The following is a 20,392-nucleotide window of genomic DNA, read 5'->3' on the forward strand; positions in this document are numbered from 1 at the left end:
CGTCTTTTTGCCGTTTAATTATTAGTCATCCTTTTCACTTTGAAGAATTTCCAATGTTTCTGCATTAATAGTGTATTCGTGTGTCTGTCCTTCATACTCAAGATCTATGTCGTATTCAGGAGTACCGTCATCCATACTTAATGACCATTCTTTAACTTCGCCGCCGCCAAGGTCTGCAACAGCTTCATCGACTGCATCATATCCTTCGTTTAATGAACCGTAATCAAGGACTTCATCCTGATCATCATCATTGTCGTCGTCTGTTTTAACATCCACGACTTCTTCTGTTTCATGGTTAATAATTACTTCAGCTTCTTCGCTGCCGTTTTTCATATCAAATTTATATACCCATTCACCATTTTCCTGTTCAAATGAAATGTCATGCAGGTCGCCTTCGAATTCACCTTCGGCAATTGACAGTGCATCGCTTGCCATCAGATTGATGTCTTCAAGTGCGATTGTCTTATTGCCTGATTGACTGGTATCAGTACCAGCTTCGTTTGATGAACCTTCAGACTCTGTGTTTTCGTCTGAACCTGATTCACCATCTTCCTCAGATTCGGTATTCGGATCATTTGCCCCTGACGGATCTGCTGATGTTTCTTCATCCGATGCTTCATCATTATCTTCGCCTTCATCCGCTGTGTTTTCTTCTGTTGCAGCATCCTGTTCAGTACCCCCGTGCTCTGTACTTGTTTCTTCACCTTCATCTGATGCTTCCTGTTCAGTTAATGCTGCACCTTCAGGATCCGTATTCGCTGAATCATCATCTTCACCGCTGCATGCTGCCAGAATTAAACTTGAGGACAGCAGCAGTCCAATTGTTTTTATTTTCATTGTGAATTCTCCTTTCAACGTCTTAGTCTTATAATATCCTGTTGCCGTTACAGACAAACATATTTATATAAAGGGATAAACCATTTATCATTTATAAAGTTATGGATATAATGGAAGTATTATAAGATTTAACAATAGGAGTGTTAACCAGTGACTGTACCAGATAACAGTAATGCAGAATATAAATCACGTTATTTTCAGCTCCTCGCTGAAAAGTTTGATTCAGAAGAAAAAGTTGCGACTGAAATTATAAACCTGGAGTCTATTTTAGAGCTGCCTAAAGGCACTGAGCATTTTGTCAGTGACCTGCACGGTGAGTTCCAGTCGTTCCAGCACGTGCTCCGGAACGGATCCGGTAATGTTAAAGTTAAAATTGATGATTTGCTGAAAGACTGTTTGACGGAAGATGAGCTCAGCGAACTTGCAGCACTTGTTTATTATCCGGAGGAAAAATTGAAGCTTATTAAAAACCAGTTCACAGATAAAGAGGAACTGGCTGACTGGTATAAAGCCAAGATTGAACAGCTGATCGAACTTGTTGCTCATTCTTCTTCAAAGTACACACGTTCCAAATTGCGTAAAGCACTGCCTCAGCAGTTTGCATACATAATTGAAGAACTCCTGTATAAAAAAGATGAACACGATAACAAGAAACGTTATTACGATCGTATTTTAAATGAAATTATCGGACTGGGTCAGGCTGATAAATTAATCACCGGTCTTGCTTTCACCATTCAGCGACTGGTCGTCGATCACCTGCACGTTGTCGGTGATATTTACGACCGCGGACCCGAACCCGATAAAATTATGGATACGCTGATTGATTATCATTCTGTCGACATTCAATGGGGAAATCACGATGTACTGTGGCTCGGTGCTTTTGCCGGTTCCAAAGTATGTCTTGCAAACATTATCCGCATCTGTGCACGCTACAATAACCTGGACATTATTGAAGATGCATACGGCATTAATCTCCGTCCTTTGTTTACGCTCGCAGATAAATACTACGATGATAATCCTGCATTCCATCCGAAGAAAACATCAGACAAAATATTATCAGAGCACGAACAGCTTCAGATGACTAAAGTTCAGCAGGCGATATCGATGATTCAGTTTAAACTGGAAGCACCGATTATTAAAAGACGTCCCAGCTTCGAAATGGATGATCGCTTAGTACTTGAGAATATTAATTACGACACGATGGAGTACACTGTGGACGGCAAAGTTTATCCACTTGAAAACACGTGTTTCTCCACTGTAAACCGGGAAAATCCTACAGCTCTTACCGAAGAAGAGCAGAACGTTATGAATACATTGCTGATTTCAGTGCAGCAGTCTGAAAAACTTAAACGCCATATGAACTTCATGATGAAAGAAGGCAGCCTGTACTTGCGTTATAACGGCAACCTGCTGATTCACGGCTGTATTCCCGTGACGGAAAACTGTGAAATGGAAGGCCTGGAAATCGATGGTCAATTCTATTACGGCAGAGCACTTCTCGATCAGTTTGAGAAGTATTTACGCCGCGCATTCGTTAACCTGGATGATACAGAAGATCTTGCTACCGATTTAATCTGGTACTTATGGACAGGCAAGAAATCCTCACTATTCGGCAAACGTGCCATGACGACGTTTGAACGTTACTTTATCAGCGACAAGACAACACATAAAGAAGAAAAAAACCCATACTACTATTTACGTGAACAGCCTGAAATGGCAGAAGCATTCTTAAAAGAATTCGATCTGGATCCGGTGGATGGGCATATTATAAACGGTCACACACCTGTAAAAGAAAGAGAAGGAGAAAATCCTATTAAAGCAGGAGGTAAACTGATTGTTATCGACGGAGGGTTTTCAAAAGCTTATCAGTCTACAACAGGTATAGCCGGATATACGCTGCTGTTCAACTCATACGGCATGCAGCTGGTTGCCCATCAGGAATTCAACTCCAAAGACAAAGTGCTGGAAAATGAATCCGATGTGCTCGCAGTCAGAAGAATAGTCGATGAAGAACTTGAGCGTAAGAAAGTAAGGGATACAGAAATCGGTAAACGTCTGAGATATGAAATCGATATGCTGAAAGATTTAATGAAACACCGTTATATTAATTAACTTCAAACATTAAAAAACGCTCATAGCAATATGAGCGTTTTTTGTCGTTATATATTATTGTGCTGTAAATCCGCCGTCTACAGTTAATGTGTTTGCTGTCATGAATGATGAATCATCTGATGCTAAGAATAATGCTGCTTTAGCCATTTCTTCTGATGTTCCAAGACGTCCAATCGGAGTGCTTTCAGCCAATGCCTCTTTCACTTCTGCCGGAATAATCGGCGTGTCGATGAAGCCCGGACACAATGCGTTTACCCTGATGTTTTCTTTTGCATACTCAACACCTAATGAGCGTGTTAAGTTAATTACGCCGCCTTTTGCTGCGTTATAAGCAGCGCTCCCCGCTGCACCGATCCAGCCGTACATTGACGCTGTATTGATAATATTACCGCTGCCCTGTTCGCGGAAATAATCGATTGCCAGCTTAGAGAATAAGAATACTGCATCCAAATCTACATTTACCGTTTGACGATATTCAGCATAAGATACTTCGTGTGTCGGCTTCGTTGCACCGATACCTGCATTATTAAACAGAATATCGACACGTCCGAATTTTTCTATTGTTTTATCAAATACTCTTTTAGCATCTTCTTCACTCGTTACATCTGCCTGTACGAAAATTGTTTCTCCGCCAAATTCTTCCGCAACTTTATTTCCTTTACTTTCATCCAAATCTACGAGAACTAATTTCGCACCTTCCTTATTAAATAACTCTGCTGATGCTTTACCGATTCCTGAAATTCCACCTGTGATAACGACGACTTTATCTTGTAATTTTGCCATTTATATTACCTCCAAAGTTAATTTCTTTCTTAATTACATTGTATCATTTAAATTTTCTGATAATACAGTAATAATCGCTGAAATCAAGTTGTGAAATTGTTCACATTAGACAAATATATCTTTAAAATTTGTAAAAAAGGGTAATACTTCAGAGACATATCATTTACATAATCCATCGCAGAAAGGAGAATTTCATGACTTCAGTTACAGTAGGTCTTATTCCTGCACCGGGAATACCGAAAACGCTAGTTGAAAAAATTATTGAAGACCTGCCCGAAATCGCAAGAAAATATGTCGACGACAACTGTACATTCAAATTTGAAATTGAAGTCAGTCCTTTGACGAGTTCTTCAGAATACATTAACGATACTCTTCACCGAATGGATAAGATTAAAGAAAAAAATGAGTGGGATTATGTTATCGGTATTATCGACCTGCCAAGTTTGTCTGAGAACAAAGTGGTCGTATCAGAGTTTGATTCACAAAAATCCGTGTCGCTGCTCTCACTTCCTGCTCTCGGTTTCTTTATTTTAAAAAGGAAATTAAAACGAATGGTTATACATCATCTCGAATATATGCACGAATATGACCAGAACAGCTCGTCATTTAAAAGCAGTGAACTCTCAACTCCAACGGTTATGAATATTTCCCGGGAAACCCCCATCGAAGATAATGAAAGCACCAACCGTTACATTATTAAATCATATGTTATAGGCTGGTTTAAAATTATGTTAGGCATGACATATATTAACGAACCGTGGTCAATCATCACTAATTTTAAAACGCTCGTATCACTGGCTTTTGCCTCTGGCACATATATCGCTATATTCTCAACTCCCTGGGACCTCAGTATGGATTATCAGCCGTGGCGTCTGGTTGCTTTAATGCTGTTTTCTATTACAGGTATGGTGTTTTGGCTGATATACGCACATAAATTATGGGAGAAATCATCGACAAGAACAGCAGCTCATTACCGCCGGATCTATAATCTGACAACATTTATGACACTTTTATTCGTTACATTAGCCAACTACATTATTCTTTATATTTTACTTACAATATCCATTACCATGTTTGTACCGCCGGAGATTTTTAATGACTGGACACAGGCAGATACAGATTTTACCGTAATGAACTATATCAACCTGATCTGGTTTACAACTTCTCTCGGCATGTTCGCAGGGGCACTCGGCTCTACCGCAGAGAGTGAAGATAAAGTCCGCAGTGTGACTTATTCATATCGTCAGAGTTACCGTTACAATAAACTTCAGGATGAAGATGAGGATTCCAGCTGAGCATAAGAGAGGAGGGAAATTATGATTCGTTTAGGGATAATCGTAGCACCGGGACCGGCTAAAAATATCATCAATAAAATAAAAGATGATCTGGCTGAAGATTTAAGAGACAAAATATCAAGCAGTGATGACTGGGAAATTGATACTGTCGTCGACCCTTTGACCGGCGAAACAGAGTTCAACAGTAAAATTTATTCAAAAACAGATGAATATCTGCGTGAAAATGACTGGGATTTTTTAATCAGCATTACTGATTTACCGTTATTTTATAAAGATAAAGCTGTGATTATAGACATCGATAATTCTGATGACGTCGCGATGATATCTATTCCGGCATTTGGATGGCGCCCCCTGAAGAAAAGAATAAAAACTGCAATTATTAATACATTAAGAATTATTAACAAAAGCAATAATAATGACACTGATATTGAAGAGGAATACCGTGAATTAAAAAGTATGTTCACATTATCAAAACTGGAACTCTCAGAAGACTTTTTCGAAGATTCAAAAACAGAACATCTTCTATTTCATATGAAATCTAAAATTGGCGGCACTTTCAGATTGGTCAGCGGAATGACTTTTGCAAATAATCCCTACAATATGATGCAGAGTTTAAGCGGTGTTACATCGATTGCATTTGCCACCGGTGCATTCGGTATCATTTTTTCGACCATGTGGAATCTGAGTTATCTGTTTCCCACTTGGCGTTTAGTTGCAATTTCAGTCTTATCGATCTTTGGCATGCTGTTCTGGATTATCATTTCTCATGATTTATGGGAACAATTTACAGAAGGTGAAAGTAAAAAACTTATCTCTCTTTATAACAGCACCACATTGCTGACGCTGTTTATATCTCTGTTATTTTACTATTTATTACTGTACCTTCTATTCTTAGCTGCCGGGGTAATATTACTGCCTCCTGATTTTATTGCAAAATCTATTCAGGCTGAGCATATCGGTGTAAGATTTTATCTGGAGCTTGCCTGGTTTGCAGCCTCTCTAACGACAGTTGCTGGAGCGATTGGTGCCGGCTTCCAGGATAAGCAGGTTATTCAGGAAAGTACTTACGGTTACCGTCAGCGACTGAGGTATCAGGAAAATGAAGAAGAAAATGAAGAGTCATAGTTTTGTTTTAATAATTTAAAGAGTGGTAAACAATACAATGATGTTAATTTCAGAAAAGGATGAGTGTAATGTCAAATAATATTCCTGTTCATCAAATGCACGATGGATACAAAATACCAGCTGTCGGCTTCGGCACATCCAGTGTCATAGGAAAAAACGGCGCAGAGAGCGTTGAAAATGCACTGAAAAACGGCTATCGTTTAATCGATACTGCCATTCGCTATGAAAATGAAGGCGCCGTCGGTGAAGGTATCCGACGCAGTTCGATACCGAGGGAAGAAATTTTCGTGACTTCAAAATTGCGCGGTGGACTTTATGATTACGACAGGGCACTTGCTGCAATTGAAGAATCACTGTTCCGTACAGGATTGGAGTACTTTGATTTATTCCTCTTACATTGGCCGAACCCTAAGCAGGATAAATACACAGAAGCATGGAAAGCATTAATCCAGGCTCAGAAAAATGGCTATGTCCGCTCAATCGGAGTATCAAATTTTGAACCCGCACATATTAATCGTCTCATCGATGAAACTGGAGTAAAACCAGCTGTGAATCAAATTGAATTACATCCTTACTTTAATCAAAAAGAAGTGAGAGAGTTTAATAAGGAACACGGCATTATTACTGAAGCATGGAGTCCGTTATCCAGAGCAAGAACAGTTATCTATGATGAAACACTAAAACAATTAGCCGAAAGTAAAAATAAAGAAATTGCTCAAGTTATTCTCCGCTGGCATTATCAGCACGGCGTGCTTTCAATACCAAAAGCATCCAGCTCCAAACATCAGCTGGCAAACTTAAATATTTTTGACTTCGAACTTACAGAGACCGAAATGCAGAAAATTGATTCTCTTACTCAGGAAGAAGGACGTATCGATAACCAGAACCCTAATGAGTATGAAGAATTTTAATTTACGATATTTTAATTAAATAAGTATTTAAAAAGCACCTTATCCTTTTTCTCTTAAAGAGCTCAGGATAAAGTGCTTATTTTTATTCCAGCAAATTATTTTCTTCTAAATATTCTTCTGCAACATCATACGGGCTTTCGTCCTCTACAGAAACACGGTAGTTCATGTCCTGCATTTCTTCATCCGTAATCATACCTGCCAGTTTATTTAACGGCTCTACTATTTCCGGATGCTCATCAAGAAATTCCTGTTTAAACATCGGTGCACCTTGATACGGCGGGAACACTGCTTCGGTATCTTCCAGTATTACCATATCGTATTCACGCAGTTCTGCATCTGTTGCGTAAGCGTCCATCAGGTTAATATCTCCTGTTTCAATTGCCTGATAGCGAAGCTGCGGTTCCATCGTTACAGCATCACTGAAATTTAAGTTATAGGTTTCCCGGATTGCAGGATAGCCGTCTTCGGTTCTGTCATTAAACTCCATTGTGAAGCCCGGTTTCACGATATCTTCAATCTTTCTGAGATCTCCGATGGTTTCCAGACCGTGTTCTTCTGCAAAGTCTCTCTTTACAGCAAGTGTATATGTGTTGTTAAATGCCATCGGCTCAAGCATCGTCATGCCAAATTGTTCATCGAGTGCCGCATTCGCCTGTTCATAGACTTTATCAGCTTCATTTGATTCAGGCGGCATATTCACAAGTTCACCCAGAACTGTTCCTGTAAATTCAAGATAACCGTCGATATCATCCGACTCCAGAGCATTAAACAGAAAGGATGTTTTACCGAGACCGTCTTCCACTTTAACGTTATAATCCGTTTCTACTTCAATCAGGATTTTATACATATTCGTAATAATCGACGGTTCTGCTCCAAGCTTTCCTGCAATCGTCATACTGTCTCCGCGGTTTGTTAACAGCGGTGCAACTGCCACAAGCAATATAACGATAAAGATCGTACCGACCAGTGTAATTGCTTTTTTATATGACAGATTTTGAATGACTCTTAAAACCACATCGAACAGTATCGCCAGCAGTGCTGCAGGTATTGCACCGATTAAAATCAGGTGCGTGTTGTTACGGTCAATACCGAGTAGTATTAAATCACCAAGACCGCCGGCACCGATTAATGCAGCAAGTGTTGCGGTACCGATAATCAGGACCATCGCAGTGCGTACACCGGCCATAATAACCGGCATGGCGATCGGCATTTCTACTTTTAACAGTCGTCTCATCGGTTTCATCCCGATACCCCGTGCCGCTTCAACAAGGGAGGAATCCACTTCTGCAATTCCCGTATAAGTATTTCTCAGTATCGGCAGTAACGCATATATAACGAGGGCGATTATCGCCGGCACCACACCGATACCAAAAAGCGGTATCATTAAGCCCAGCAGTGCCAGTGACGGTATCGTCTGCAGTACTGCTGCGACGTTAATAACTATTTCAGCAGTCCGTTTCGTCTTCGTTAGAATAACGCCCAGCGGTATACCGATAACTGCTGCAATCAGCAGTGCAATAAACGATATTTGAATATGTTCGATCAACGTTGCCAGCAGCTCACCTTTACGTGAATTAAGCGTTTCTAAAAATGTCGTCATGCACTGTCACCACGTTTCTCTGATAAGTGCCTGAAGACATCCTGTCTGTTCAGGAGCTTATATCCCGCGTCTGTTATCACAGCTACAGTGTCATGTTCAGCAAATATTTTAAATGCTTCTTCAATCATTGCGTCTTCGTCAACCAGCGGATAATTTCCGTGTTCAGCCGATCCGCTGTTCATGCTGACGAATTCACCTACTGTAATACTTTTATCTTTATTTGAGCCGATAAATTCTTTAACGAAATCATTTTTAGGGTGTGTTAAGAATTCTTCAGGTGTACCAATCTGTTCAATCCGTCCTTCGTTAAACAGGCAGATACGGTCGCCGAGTTTCATTGCTTCTTTAATATCGTGCGTCACAAATACTATTGTCTTCCTGATTTCTTTCTGCAGTGAAATAAGATCATCCTGCAGACTCTCTCTTGTGATTGGATCCAGTGCACTGAACGGTTCATCCATTAAGATAACGGGAGGATCCGCCGCAAGTGCACGGACTACACCGACCCGTTGCTGCTGACCGCCGGACAGTTCTCCCGGCTTGCGGTTCTTATATGTATCCGGATCAAGTCCCACCATCGTCATCAGTTCATCGATTCTGTTATCGATATCTTTTTCTTTCCACTTTTTCATCTGCGGAACCTGTGCAATATTTTCACCGATTGTCATGTGCGGAAACAATGCAATCTGCTGCAGTACATAGCCGATATCCCAGCGCATTTCATATACTTCGTAGTCACTCACCGGCTTGTCTTTAAAATAAATATATCCTTCGGTTAATGGAATCAGTCTGTTAATCATTTTAAGCGTTGTTGTCTTGCCGCTTCCCGACGGTCCGATTAAAACGAAGAACTCCCCTTCCTCAACATCGAAGCTCGCATCCCCGACAGCTGTTTTACTGCCGTAGCGCTTCGTCACATTTTTAAATTCAATCATATATTATCCGCTCCTCATTATTTTAAGTAAATCATTATATGTATTAAAATAGGGAATAATGATATATACCCTATTCAGATGAAATTTAAATAGGGAACAGCGTATATTACAATATATTTTTTGAGAGGAGATTATTCATGTCGATACAGTCTAAAGTTGAAAAACAACGCGAATATTTCTATAAGAATCATACAAAATCCGTCAGTTTCCGCATTCGTCAGTTAAAGAAACTGAAAAGTGCCATTCAGACCAACGAGAAAATGATTCTGGAGGCTGTCTATAAAGACCTTGGAAAATCCAAAGCTGAAGCTTATATGACAGAACTTGGTATTGTTTATAAAGAATTTGATTACGTCATTAAAAATTTACGAAGCTGGAGTTCGCCTGAAAAAGTTTCAGGTTCAATGATGAGCTTCCCGGCGAAGAACTATATATACCGTGATCCATACGGAGTCGTACTTATTTTATCTCCGTGGAACTATCCATTTAATTTAACGATGATGCCTTTAATCGGTGCAATTGCAGGCGGTAACTGCGCAATCGTTAAACCTTCCGAAACAAGTCCGCATACAGCTGCGATTATCGAAAAGATATTAAATTATACTTTCAGCGATGAGTATGTATACTGTGCACCCGCGGACACACCTCATGATGAAGTGAATGAGCAGCAGTACGACTATATTTTCTTTACAGGCAGTACGAATGTCGGCAAGGAAATTATGAGTATAGCGAGCAAAACACTTACACCTGTCACACTGGAACTCGGCGGTAAGAGTCCTGCTGTAGTCGATGAAACTGCAAATATCGATGTTGCAGTTAAACGTATCGCCTGGGGTAAATTCGTTAACGCCGGACAGACATGCGTCGCACCCGACCATGTGATTATTCACAGTTCAAAGAAGCAGGAGTTTATCGACCGGATGCTTGCTGAAATTGAAGAGCGCTACAGCAATGCGGTCCACAGAGATGACTATCCTAAAATTATTAATGAAAAGCACTTTAAACGCTTATCAGGTCTGCTCGAGAATGAAATGGTGCTTGGCGGCAGCTTAAATGCACATGAACAAAAAATTGCACCGGCACTGATTCCCGACAGCACATTTGATTCGCCATCCATGGAAGAAGAAATCTTCGGACCCATACTGCCAATCATTACGTATGATAATCTTCAAGATCTGATTGTGCATCAGCAGACACTTCCTAAACCGCTTGCATTCTATATCTTCTCTGAAAATGAACGCAATACCGATACACTGCTGTCCAGACTGTCCTTCGGCGGCGGCTGTGTGAATGATACACTGATGCATCTGTCACATCATGACATGCCGTTTGGCGGCGTCGGTGCCAGCGGCATGGGACATTATCACGGTAAATATTCTTTCGATACATTTACTCATAAAAAGAGTGTCGTAAAAAACAGCACCGCAATTGATATCCCGGTGCGCTATGCACCATTCAACGAAGCAAAAACCAAGCTATTCAGAAAGTTTTTAAGTTAGACTGAACATAACAACAAATATAAGGAGTGTATGCAAATGAGTATTTTAGTAATCGGAGCAAACGGCGGGGTTGGAACACACCTTGTACAGCAGCTGAAAGACAATAAAGTGGATTTTACAGCAGGTGTGCGTATAGAAGAACAGGCTTCGGCTCTTAAAAATAAAGATGTTAAAGCACTGTTAATCGATGTTGCGAATGATTCTATTGAAGAAATGGCAGAGAAAATGACAGACTTTGAACAGGTTGTCTTTTCCGTAGGATCAGGCGGCAGCACTGGTGCAGACCAGACGATTATCGTTGACCTTGACGGTGCAGTCAAAGCAATTGATGCCAGTAAACAGGCCGGCGTTGAGCATTTCGTTATGGTATCAACATGGGATTCCAGAAGAGAGGCATTCGATACCCCGGAAGCAGAACAGCTTAAGCCGTATACGATTGCGAAGCATCATGCAGATGTCCACTTAAGAAACTCAGGACTGACTCACACAATTGTTCACCCGGGTATACTGACTGATGAAGCCGGTTCAGGTAAAGTCGACATCGATTTATACTTTGACGGTATTAAAGATGTTGCACGTGAAAACGTGGCACACGTCCTTTACGAAGTGGTTACGAATAAAGACAACCGCGGCAAAGAACTTCAGGTATTGGATGGCAGCACTGCTGCAGCCGAAGCAGTTAAAAACTTTAACAATAAATAATGATATAGAAAGGCAGAAATCCGATTGGATTTCTGCCTTTCTATATTTTTATGACCATCCTGTAATTTGTGCAATTGTTAATGCACCTAAAGAAATAAACATGAAGATTAAGAACAGCGGGAAGAAGAATTTAATCCACTTATGCCATTCCACTCCTGCAAGTGCCAGTGCAGCCATAAAGTATCCGCTTGTCGGATACAGTACGTGTGCAAATCCATCTCCAAGCTGGAACGCAAGCACCGCTGTCTGGCGTGTAACATTTACCATATCAGCGAGCGGCGCCATAATCGGCATTGTTACTAATGCCTGACCTGATCCTGACGGAATAACGAAGTTAATAATTAACTGTACAAAGTACATACCTGCTGCAGCAAGTACCGGCGGCAGTTCACCGACCATACTTCCAAGTCCGTTAACAATCGTATCCATGACCTGTCCGTCTTCAAGAATAACAGCAATGGAACGTGCCAGTCCGACGATAATTGCACCCATCAATACTTCTCTGAAGCCTTTAGTAAATGCTTCGCTGATTCGCGTTAAATTCAGTCCCGACACAAGACCGACGGTAATACCCATAATAATGAACAGTCCTGCCATTTCAATCATAAACCAGTCGAGCTGTATTACGCCGAAGATTAAAATACCAAAGAATACCAATACCATTAATGCTCCGGCAATCTGGCGTCCTGTCGCTTTCAGCGGCTCCTGGTCGCCGATTGAAGTATATTCGCTGCGCTTTTGTGCATCTTCTTCATAAACGAGACTCGCTTCCGGATTTTTCTGTACTTTTCGTGCATAGCGCATTACGAACAGAATCGTTACTGCAAGAACGATAAAGAATAATACCAGTCTGAAACCGAGTCCTGAGAACGTCGGGATTTCAGAAATTGTCTGTGCAAGCCCTGTATTTACCGGATTTAACACCCCGACTGTATAACCGATTACCGTTCCGCAGAGTGCGACTGCGGCGGCGGTCATCGAGTCATATCCAAGCGCGATAATTAACGGAATAATTACCGGGATATATACGAGGGATAATTCCGCAGTACCAATCAGTGTTGCGATAGATGCAAAGACTGTAATCAGTACCGGAATAACCAGAATACTTTTCTTCGAAAATTTACGCGCCATTTTATCAACAGCGATTTCTATAATGCCGCTCTCACGCAGCACCATGAACATACCCCCGATAATCAGCGTGAAGAATACCACTTCACCGGCATCGACAAGTCCGCGCGGAATTGCTGTTATAAATTCAGTTATGCCTGTAGGAGATGATTCAAGGTATGTAAATGATTCCGGGTCTACTGCTGCACGGCCATTTTCCAATTCAACACGGTCGAATTCACCAGCCGGAATTAAATAAGTTGCAGCTGCTGCAACGATACCGAATACAAATAAAATTACATAGATATGCGGCATTTTAAATCCGTTTTTCTTTTTCTGATCGCTGCTCATATGTAAACTCCCCTTTTTTATTTTTCATTGTAACTCATATAAACGCTGTCTAAAAGTGCTAAGATGGATAAAAAAAGATGGGTCTATGACCCATCTTTTCTAAGATTCGATAATTTTCCCGTCTTTCATCTCCACAATACGTTCTGCGTATTCCAGCATATCGTTATCATGAGTAACCATCAGCACTGTAATATTTAATTCGCGTGCAAGTTTTTCGATTAATTCCATTACTTCGATGGATCGTTTTGAATCAAGACTTGCCGTCGGTTCATCGGCAAACAGTATTTCAGGCTCATGGATAATTGCACGGGCAATAGCCACACGTTGTTTTTCCCCGCCCGATAAACTTTCAGGGTAGCTGTCTTTGTGATTCCACATATCGACAGTCTTCAGAGCATCTTCAATACGTGCTGCTCTCGATTTTTTAGACCATTTTGTCTCAGCAGTATCAAGCATCAGCTCCAGCTGTTCTCTTACAGTAAGGAATGGTACAAGGTGAGCGTGCTGAAAGACAAAACCGAAATATTTCGCTCTGATTTCACGTATTCCTTCGGCATTCATTGCCGACATGTTCTGCCCGCCGAATGTAATTGAGCCGCTGCTTAAATCCTGCAGCCCCGCCGCAATTGTTAAAAGCGTACTTTTACCCGAGCCGGACGCACCGACCAGTGCAGTCAGTTCTCCCCTTTTCAGCTCAAGATTGATACCTTTTAAAATCTGCTCTTTCGTACTGCCGTGTTTAAATTCTTTCTTTATATCTTCCAATTGGAATAAACTCATTTTATGCGCCTCCCTGGTTAATTGCCTGCATCGGTTCTACCTGTTTAATCTGAATACCTGACAGCGTTGCACCAATGAAACCGATAATCATGAATGCACCTGATGACAGCAGCACCATACCCGCTGTTAAATGAAACGGCATACCGCTTGGTGCAAACATATTGAATAACTGGCTGATACCCGCCGCTGACAGCAGCGAAATAATTGTGATGATAAACATCTGGGCCCACATCATCTTAAACAGCGTAAATGTTTTCACGCCGATTGCTTTTAAAATACCGAAAGTACCGAGTTTCTGGACGTTAATCATATAGAAGAATATTGCAAATAACATTCCGCTGATTACGTAAAGGAATATAATAATCATGTTCAGTGACATCTGTTCCGCGCTGTAGCTTGGAATGGTATTTAAAAAGTCTCCGTTATTAAAGTGTGAAAGTTCATCGACCGGCTCTCCTGCCGTTTCAGTAAATGCCAGCTGGAATGTATCCGTTTTGTACATCTCAAAGAAATCTTCACTGTTAATAAATCCAACCGGTGAGTGACTGTATTTTTCCTGTTCAGCAAATCCTGTAATGGTCAGGTCTTTGTCCATCAGGCTTGTTGAAACAGTATCTCCTATTTCAAATCCTTCTTCCTGGAATGACTGATCCACTACAATTTCACCGGGAGCTGTTTCCGGGAACATTTCCGCGTCTTCAGCGCTCACATATGCCAGACTGTGTTTTTTATCTTCATTATCCTGGAACTCACCCATTTGAATTGAGAATAATGTCACATCCGGGTCAATATCTTTAAGTTCTTCGATCTGCTCATCTGCCAGTGCCGAGAAACTGTGATTCTCTTCTGCACTCTCTTCCATATAAAACGTACCGTCCGGCATATTTTTAATTAATGCTGCGTTGTCCTGTGATAAACCATTCGCCAGTCCCGAGATACTTAATGTTAAAAGACTGATTAAAAATATAATCGATCCGAGAATCGTGTAACGCAGTTTGTACTTCTTCATTTCTTTCCATGCCATTTTCATTAAAAAATCCTCCTCGTAAATCATCTGTAAGTCATACTCTACATACGGAATATGAACTCACTGTGAACGAGGAGGAAAAAATATTATTCTTCTGTATCAACCGGCAGTCTGACTGTAAATACAGTGCCGTTTTCGCTGCTTCTGACATTAATTGAACCGTTATGCAGTTCAAGAATCTTTTTAACGATGGACAGGCCGAGGCCCGTGCCGCCGACACTGCTCGTACGCGCAGTATCCACGCGGTAAAATCTGTCGAATATTTTATCGATGCTTACAGTATCAATACCTTCACCGGTATCACTGATTCTGATTACAGTATGTGCTTTATAGCGGGTCATCTCTATATCGATGCTTCCCGCATCGCCGTTATATTTAACAGCGTTCGACAGCAGATTATCCCATACCGTGTTCATCAATGCTTTGTCCGCCATAATTTCAGTATCCTGAAGTTTATGCGACAGCATCAGACCTTTTTCGTTAATCTTCCATTCGTATACTTTAATCAGACGTTCCAGCTGTTCTCTTAAATTATAAGATTCCTTCCGGAGCAAATAATCTTCATGATCAATGGAAGATAAAATAAGCAGCTGTTCTGTCATCGTCGACAGCCTGTCTATTTCAAAATCCACTGTTTCCGTATATTCACTGCGTTCTGCTGCCGTGAGCGGTTTATTCAACAGCTTGTTGTAGCCTTTAATACTCGACAGCGGAGATTGAATATCGTGAGAGATATTAGAAATAAAGTCTTTCTGAATTTTATCGCTGTATTCAATCTGTCTTGACATTCTGGCAAAGTTAGACGACAGCTCGCCGAGTTCATCTCTGCGGTTCGTATCGAGGTCATGCACTGAGTAGTCGCCTGCAGCAAGCAGTTTCGTCGCTTCACTGAGTTTCGTCACCGGCTTAATCAGGAAATGCGCACTGATAAATACCAGTACGATACTTAAAATAACAGTCAGCATAAATAAAAGCCCAAATAGAAGATGCATCTCGTTAAATAAAAGATTGATATCCGGACGCATGAATAATGCATATGATATGCCGTCGTGTTCAACCGGTACACCGATAGTATTACTCAGCTCATTGGCAAAAAAACCGGTCACAAATATTTCCGCTTCAAAATTTGCCATGCCGTGATATATTTTGCCGTTAAGCACACTGCCGACAACATCCGATGAAAGATTGTGATTATTAAAATCTGCTCCAAAAAATTGTTCATTATTATTACCGTCAGCTAAATACATCTGATAGCCTGCATCCGCAATCGTTGTTAAGTATTCTTCCAGACTGACTTTGGGATTAGCTTCTATAAATGAGGCGACTTCCGTCGCAATCTCTGTATTTTTTTCATCATTGCTGTCTTTTAAATTGTATTGGTAATAAGCATTTGATACGACAAAAGCGATAAAGAAACTAAGTATCATTATGCCGAGCGTCATAACGACAAATTTTACGTATAATGATTTCATTGCTGCGGCTCCAGGAAATAGCCGACGCCGCGTACTGTTTTAATCGAAAAATCTGATGTCAATTTTGTAAAACGAGTTCTGAGCCGCTTAATATGAACGTCGACAGTACGCTCGTCTCCTTCATAAAATACGCCCCATATCTGCTCAATCAGCTGCTCTCTTGAAAAAACCTGGCCCGGATGATCAGCCAGCAGCTGCAGCAGTTCGAATTCTTTTAACGGCAGCATATATGTTTTATCTTCAATTTCGACAGTATAGTTTTCAGGATAAATGCTGACATTGCCGATACGTATAGCATCAGATGGTCCTTCTGCTTTATAACGGCGCAGCAGTGCCTCTATTCTGAAAATCAGTTCTTTAGGTTCGAACGGTTTGACGAGATAGTCATCCGTGCCTGCTTTAAAGCCCTCTGCTTTATCATCAATATGACTTTTCGCCGTTAACATAATTACAGGAATATCATATTCTTCCCGGATTGCTTTCGTCAGTTCCAGTCCGCCCATATACGGCATCATTACGTCGACCACCGCCAGAGAGCACGGTGATTCTTTTAAGCGTTCGAGCGCCTGTCTGCCGTCGTTTGCAGCAGCAACCCGATAGCCGGACTCAGTTAAATTCAGCGTTAAAAATTTTACAATATTCGGATCGTCATCAACGACTAATATTCTCTCCATACCGCTCCTCCTCAAATTGTTATTATTCGCATTATATCATCAAAAGTACATACTCTTTAACAGCATTTTATATACAAAACTATACGTATTGTCCATAATTAACATGTAGATTACTTATTGGGGGATATTAAAATGAAAAAGCAAATTCGGCCATTAATTTGGCGCTGGCATTTATTTGCCGGATTAATTCTCGCTCCTTTTCTTATAATTATTTCGATTACCGGTGCGATTTACCTGTTCAAAGCGGATATCGAAGAATACATATATAAAGATTATTATAATATTGAAGCTGAAAGTAAGCAGCTTCCGCCGAGCGACCTTGCTTTTACTGCTGCAAATAGTATCGAAGGCGGAGAAGTTGTACGATACCGGCCGGGAGAAAATGATACCCGGTCAGTTGAAGTGGGAGTTACTGACAGCAGCGGTGAATCTTTCACTGTATTCTTAAACCCGTACAACCGGGAAGTACTCGGCATTATAAACGACAGCACCCGTCCGATGGAAATTCTTGCCGCACTTCACAGTGAACTTAAAGCCGGTACTTTTGGAGACCGCATCGTAGAACTGGTGGCCTGCTGGACAATTATCATGCTGATTTCCGGTTTGTTTTTATGGTTTCCGGGAACAAAAGAGAAAATTAAAGGCGTATTTACTGTAAGATTCAATAAAAACGCACGTATTACAAGGCGGGATCTTCATGCTGTACCTGCCTTTTGGATATCCGGCGGACTCTTATTCTTCCTGCTGTCCGGAATGCTGTGGACAGGTTTTTGGGGGAATGGCGTACAACAGCTCGTTACTGCTTCCGGAACAGGATACCCGCCATCCATATGGGCAGGCCCGGCACCGGAATCAGATATTGTTGCCGAAGACATCGCAGATGTTTCCTGGGCCGCCGAAAAAATGCCTGTTGCTGATTCTGATTCTTCTTCAGGTTTCAAACAAATATCGATAGATAATGTCGTCAAAACAGCTGAACAGGCTGATATACATCCCTCGTATGATATCTTTTATCCCGGTACACCGGAAGGCGTATTTACACTGTCTGTGTTTCCTCCAAAAGCACAGGATGAAGCGACGATACATATTGATCAGCATACGGGCTCTGTTATAGCTGATTACCGTTATGACAACTACGGTCCCCTCGGTAAAGCAATGGCTCTTGCAATTACAATTCATAAAGGACTCGAGTTCGGGATCTTCAATCAGCTTGCCGGATTAATTATTTGTATCGGGTTGATTGGAATGGTCATTACAGGTGTTTACATGTGGTGGAAACGTAAACCTGAAGGCCGGAGCGGTGCACCGAAAGCGAAAAGTATTACTGAATTCAAAGGCGTTTTTATTACCTTGATTATTCTTGGTATTATTTTTCCGCTCGTCGGGATATCACTTATTGTAATATTTATTCTGGACCGACTGATTATCCGGAAAAACGATAAATTACGCCGCTGGCTGAATTACTAAGGAGAGATGGCATGTATAAACATTTATTATTAACCGCTTCCGTTCTTTTCCTTTGCGGCTGCAGTATCCTCAGCAGTGAAACTCATAATAAGTATAACGATATTCCTCAGACTGATATCGTTATAGATACTGAAAGCATCGACAGCCCGGGGGAAGCCGAACGGCTGACAATTCATGTTTTGGAAGACGGTAAACCTGTGGATAATGCTGATATTACTCTGTTGATGAGAGCGGCAAAAGAAGCTGAGGTATGGAATGAAGAGTACGATGTTTCTCATGAAGCTGACGGAAAATATACTGCTGAATTAAAGATTCCCCGGGATGGACTGTATCTGGTCACCGCACATATTAAGAGTGATAATATCGATGCGATACCGACTAAGTATTTTACTGTAGGGGAACTTGATATGTTCGAAGAAGTATTTCTTCAGGAGTTCCGGAATGACGGAGAAGTTCATTCCCACAGTCACCATTAAAAAAGGCATCCGCCCGGAGCGGATGCCTTTTTTATTGATTAGACTGCTGTACTTAAGCGCGGGATAAAGATTTCGTAGTGAACGCGTCCTTTATCAACGCCTGCTTTACTTAATTCTTTAACGATTGACTGAATGAAAGTCACACCGCCGCAGACGTAAATTTCCTGCTCGTCTTTAAGGAATTTCTGCAGCTCATCACTCATAAGATATCCTTCTTTGTCTCTCAGGTGAGTGTGCAGCTCTGCATTTTCCGATTCGGCAATATTTTTCAGTTCAACTTCAAATGCAATGTTATCCGCATCGTCTGATACCTGGATAAACTGTGCATCAGCATTCGCTCCGGCTGTCTGGCGGTACATTGGGAATAACGGCGTTACACCGATACCCGAACCGATGAATAACTGAGGGTTTTCAGCATTTTCGATTCCGAATACACCAACCGGCGCAGATAAGTTTATCGTGTCTCCTGTATTAATTTTTTCATGAAGGTAAGTTGATACTTCACCGCGGTTACCGTTAAGGTCTTCTTTTCTTACCGCGAAAGTCAGCTTGCCGTCCTGAACATCAACGATTGAGTAGTGGCGTTTTGCTCTGTAAGGCAGTCCGGGAACCTGCACATCAACTGTAATGTACTGTCCTGCAGAGTACGGAATATCTGTAATTTCATCAGATTTAACTGTGAATGATTTAATAATTCCTGTTTCTTCACGGACACCGATAACTTCAAACGGCTTGAAGCTTTCCCATGCCAAGCCTGCATAGATATCTTTTTCAATTCCGATAAATGCATCTGCAATCTCACCGTATGCTTTACCCCAGGTCTGAATAATCGGATCATCTGCTTTCAGTCCTGTAACGTCCTGAATAGCAGCAAGCAGATTTTCTCCTACAATCGGATAGTGCTCAGGCAGCACTTCAAGTCCGCAGTGTTTGTGGGCAATCGGCATTACTACCGGTACGATAGGCGTTAAGTCCTCAATGTGCTGTGCAGCTGCAAGTACCGCAGTTGCAAGTGCAGTAGACTGCAGACCCTGTTTATGGTTTGGCTGGTTAAACATGTTGCGCAGCTCAGGATGATTTTCAAACATTCTCTTGTAGAATTTCGAAGTAATCTCGACACCTTTATCTTGTAAAAGTGGAATTGTACTGTGAATAATTTCGACTTCTTCCTTATTGACCATATAAAACACTCCTAATATGTTGTATTTATTACATTATCTAATACTTATCCACTTATCT

17 protein-coding genes and 1 pseudogene are annotated in these 20,392 nt (G+C 41.2%); 8 read left to right on the forward strand and 10 right to left on the reverse strand.

Annotated elements, in window-relative coordinates; genetic code table 11:
* Positions 1-21: 21 nt before the first annotated feature.
* The gene (locus HNR41_RS07255) at positions 22-837 is read right to left on the reverse strand and encodes a PepSY domain-containing protein (protein ID WP_184283207.1); all 816 of its coding nucleotides are present in this window, start codon (positions 835-837) and stop codon (positions 22-24) included.
* A gap of 150 nt (positions 838-987) precedes the next feature.
* On the opposite strand from HNR41_RS07255, the gene HNR41_RS07260 reads away from it, so the two are divergent.
* A complete protein-coding gene (locus HNR41_RS07260) occupies positions 988-2,949 on the forward strand; it encodes a fructose-1,6-bisphosphatase (protein ID WP_184283209.1) in 1,962 nt (653 codons plus the stop codon).
* A 54-nt stretch (positions 2,950-3,003) separates the two neighbouring features.
* Here the strand turns inward: HNR41_RS07260 and HNR41_RS07265 are convergent, their stop codons facing one another.
* A complete protein-coding gene (locus HNR41_RS07265; protein ID WP_184283211.1) occupies positions 3,004-3,732 on the reverse strand; it encodes an SDR family NAD(P)-dependent oxidoreductase in 729 nt (242 codons plus the stop codon).
* A 194-nt stretch (positions 3,733-3,926) separates the two neighbouring features.
* Here HNR41_RS07265 and HNR41_RS07270 point away from each other — a divergent pair, with 194 nt between their 5' ends.
* From HNR41_RS07270 to HNR41_RS07280, 3 genes are all read left to right on the forward strand, one after another.
* Complete coding sequence (locus HNR41_RS07270) at positions 3,927-5,027, forward strand: hypothetical protein (RefSeq protein ID WP_184283213.1); 1,101 nt, start codon at positions 3,927-3,929, stop codon at positions 5,025-5,027.
* A 21-nt stretch (positions 5,028-5,048) separates the two neighbouring features.
* The gene (locus HNR41_RS07275; RefSeq protein ID WP_184283215.1) at positions 5,049-6,152 is read left to right on the forward strand and encodes a 5,10-methylene-tetrahydrofolate dehydrogenase; all 1,104 of its coding nucleotides are present in this window, start codon (positions 5,049-5,051) and stop codon (positions 6,150-6,152) included.
* Positions 6,153-6,220: 68 nt separating this feature from the next.
* A complete protein-coding gene (locus HNR41_RS07280) occupies positions 6,221-7,063 on the forward strand; it encodes an aldo/keto reductase (protein WP_184283217.1) in 843 nt (280 codons plus the stop codon).
* An 82-nt stretch (positions 7,064-7,145) separates the two neighbouring features.
* Here the strand turns inward: HNR41_RS07280 and HNR41_RS07285 are convergent, their stop codons facing one another.
* Together HNR41_RS07285 and HNR41_RS07290 are read right to left on the reverse strand one after the other, a co-directional pair.
* Positions 7,146-8,663 carry an ABC transporter permease/substrate-binding protein gene (locus tag HNR41_RS07285; protein WP_184283219.1) on the reverse strand — a complete coding sequence of 506 codons (1,518 nt, stop codon included), beginning with the start codon at positions 8,661-8,663 and terminating at the stop codon, positions 7,146-7,148.
* A 211-nt stretch (positions 8,664-8,874) separates the two neighbouring features.
* A pseudogene (locus tag HNR41_RS07290) lies at positions 8,875-9,598 on the reverse strand (ABC transporter ATP-binding protein); the annotation flags it as partial.
* Positions 9,599-9,735: 137 nt separating this feature from the next.
* Between HNR41_RS07290 and HNR41_RS07295 the strand changes: the two are divergent.
* Positions 9,736-11,097, forward strand: coding sequence for an aldehyde dehydrogenase (locus HNR41_RS07295; RefSeq protein WP_184283223.1), 1,362 nt, complete (start codon positions 9,736-9,738; stop codon positions 11,095-11,097).
* Between the two features lie 36 nt (positions 11,098-11,133).
* Complete coding sequence (locus HNR41_RS07300) at positions 11,134-11,799, forward strand: SDR family oxidoreductase (protein ID WP_184283225.1); 666 nt, start codon at positions 11,134-11,136, stop codon at positions 11,797-11,799.
* A gap of 48 nt (positions 11,800-11,847) precedes the next feature.
* Here the strand turns inward: HNR41_RS07300 and HNR41_RS07305 are convergent, their stop codons facing one another.
* From HNR41_RS07305 to HNR41_RS07325, 5 genes are all read right to left on the reverse strand, one after another.
* Complete coding sequence (locus tag HNR41_RS07305; RefSeq protein ID WP_184283227.1) at positions 11,848-13,257, reverse strand: YfcC family protein; 1,410 nt, start codon at positions 13,255-13,257, stop codon at positions 11,848-11,850.
* 99 nt (positions 13,258-13,356) lie between these two features.
* Positions 13,357-14,037: an ABC transporter ATP-binding protein gene (locus tag HNR41_RS07310; RefSeq protein WP_184283229.1), complete on the reverse strand. Its 681-nt coding sequence runs from the start codon at positions 14,035-14,037 to the stop codon at positions 13,357-13,359.
* A 1-nt stretch (position 14,038) separates the two neighbouring features.
* Positions 14,039-15,067, reverse strand: coding sequence for an ABC transporter permease (locus tag HNR41_RS07315; RefSeq protein WP_184283231.1), 1,029 nt, complete (start codon positions 15,065-15,067; stop codon positions 14,039-14,041).
* 83 nt (positions 15,068-15,150) lie between these two features.
* Positions 15,151-16,536 carry a sensor histidine kinase gene (locus tag HNR41_RS07320; RefSeq protein WP_184283233.1) on the reverse strand — a complete coding sequence of 462 codons (1,386 nt, stop codon included), beginning with the start codon at positions 16,534-16,536 and terminating at the stop codon, positions 15,151-15,153.
* Positions 16,533-17,210, reverse strand: coding sequence for a response regulator transcription factor (locus HNR41_RS07325; RefSeq protein ID WP_184283235.1), 678 nt, complete (start codon positions 17,208-17,210; stop codon positions 16,533-16,535). The genes HNR41_RS07320 and HNR41_RS07325 overlap by 4 nt, the downstream gene beginning before the upstream one ends.
* Before the next feature lie 132 nt (positions 17,211-17,342).
* On the opposite strand from HNR41_RS07325, the gene HNR41_RS07330 reads away from it, so the two are divergent.
* Both HNR41_RS07330 and HNR41_RS07335 read left to right on the forward strand, forming a co-directional pair.
* On the forward strand, positions 17,343-18,677 hold the full coding sequence (locus HNR41_RS07330; protein ID WP_184283237.1) for a PepSY-associated TM helix domain-containing protein: 1,335 nt from the start codon (positions 17,343-17,345) through the stop codon (positions 18,675-18,677).
* Between the two features lie 11 nt (positions 18,678-18,688).
* Entirely contained in the window at positions 18,689-19,153 is a 465-nt protein-coding gene (locus HNR41_RS07335; RefSeq protein WP_184283239.1) for a FixH family protein, read from the forward strand.
* Between the two features lie 38 nt (positions 19,154-19,191).
* Here HNR41_RS07335 and HNR41_RS07340 read toward each other — a convergent pair whose 3' ends face one another.
* Entirely contained in the window at positions 19,192-20,334 is a 1,143-nt protein-coding gene (locus HNR41_RS07340; RefSeq protein WP_184283241.1) for a globin domain-containing protein, read from the reverse strand.
* Between the last annotated feature and the right edge of the window lie 58 nt (positions 20,335-20,392).

The organism is Jeotgalicoccus coquinae (assembly GCF_014207425.1).
GTDB lineage: Bacteria > Bacillota > Bacilli > Staphylococcales > Salinicoccaceae > Jeotgalicoccus > Jeotgalicoccus coquinae.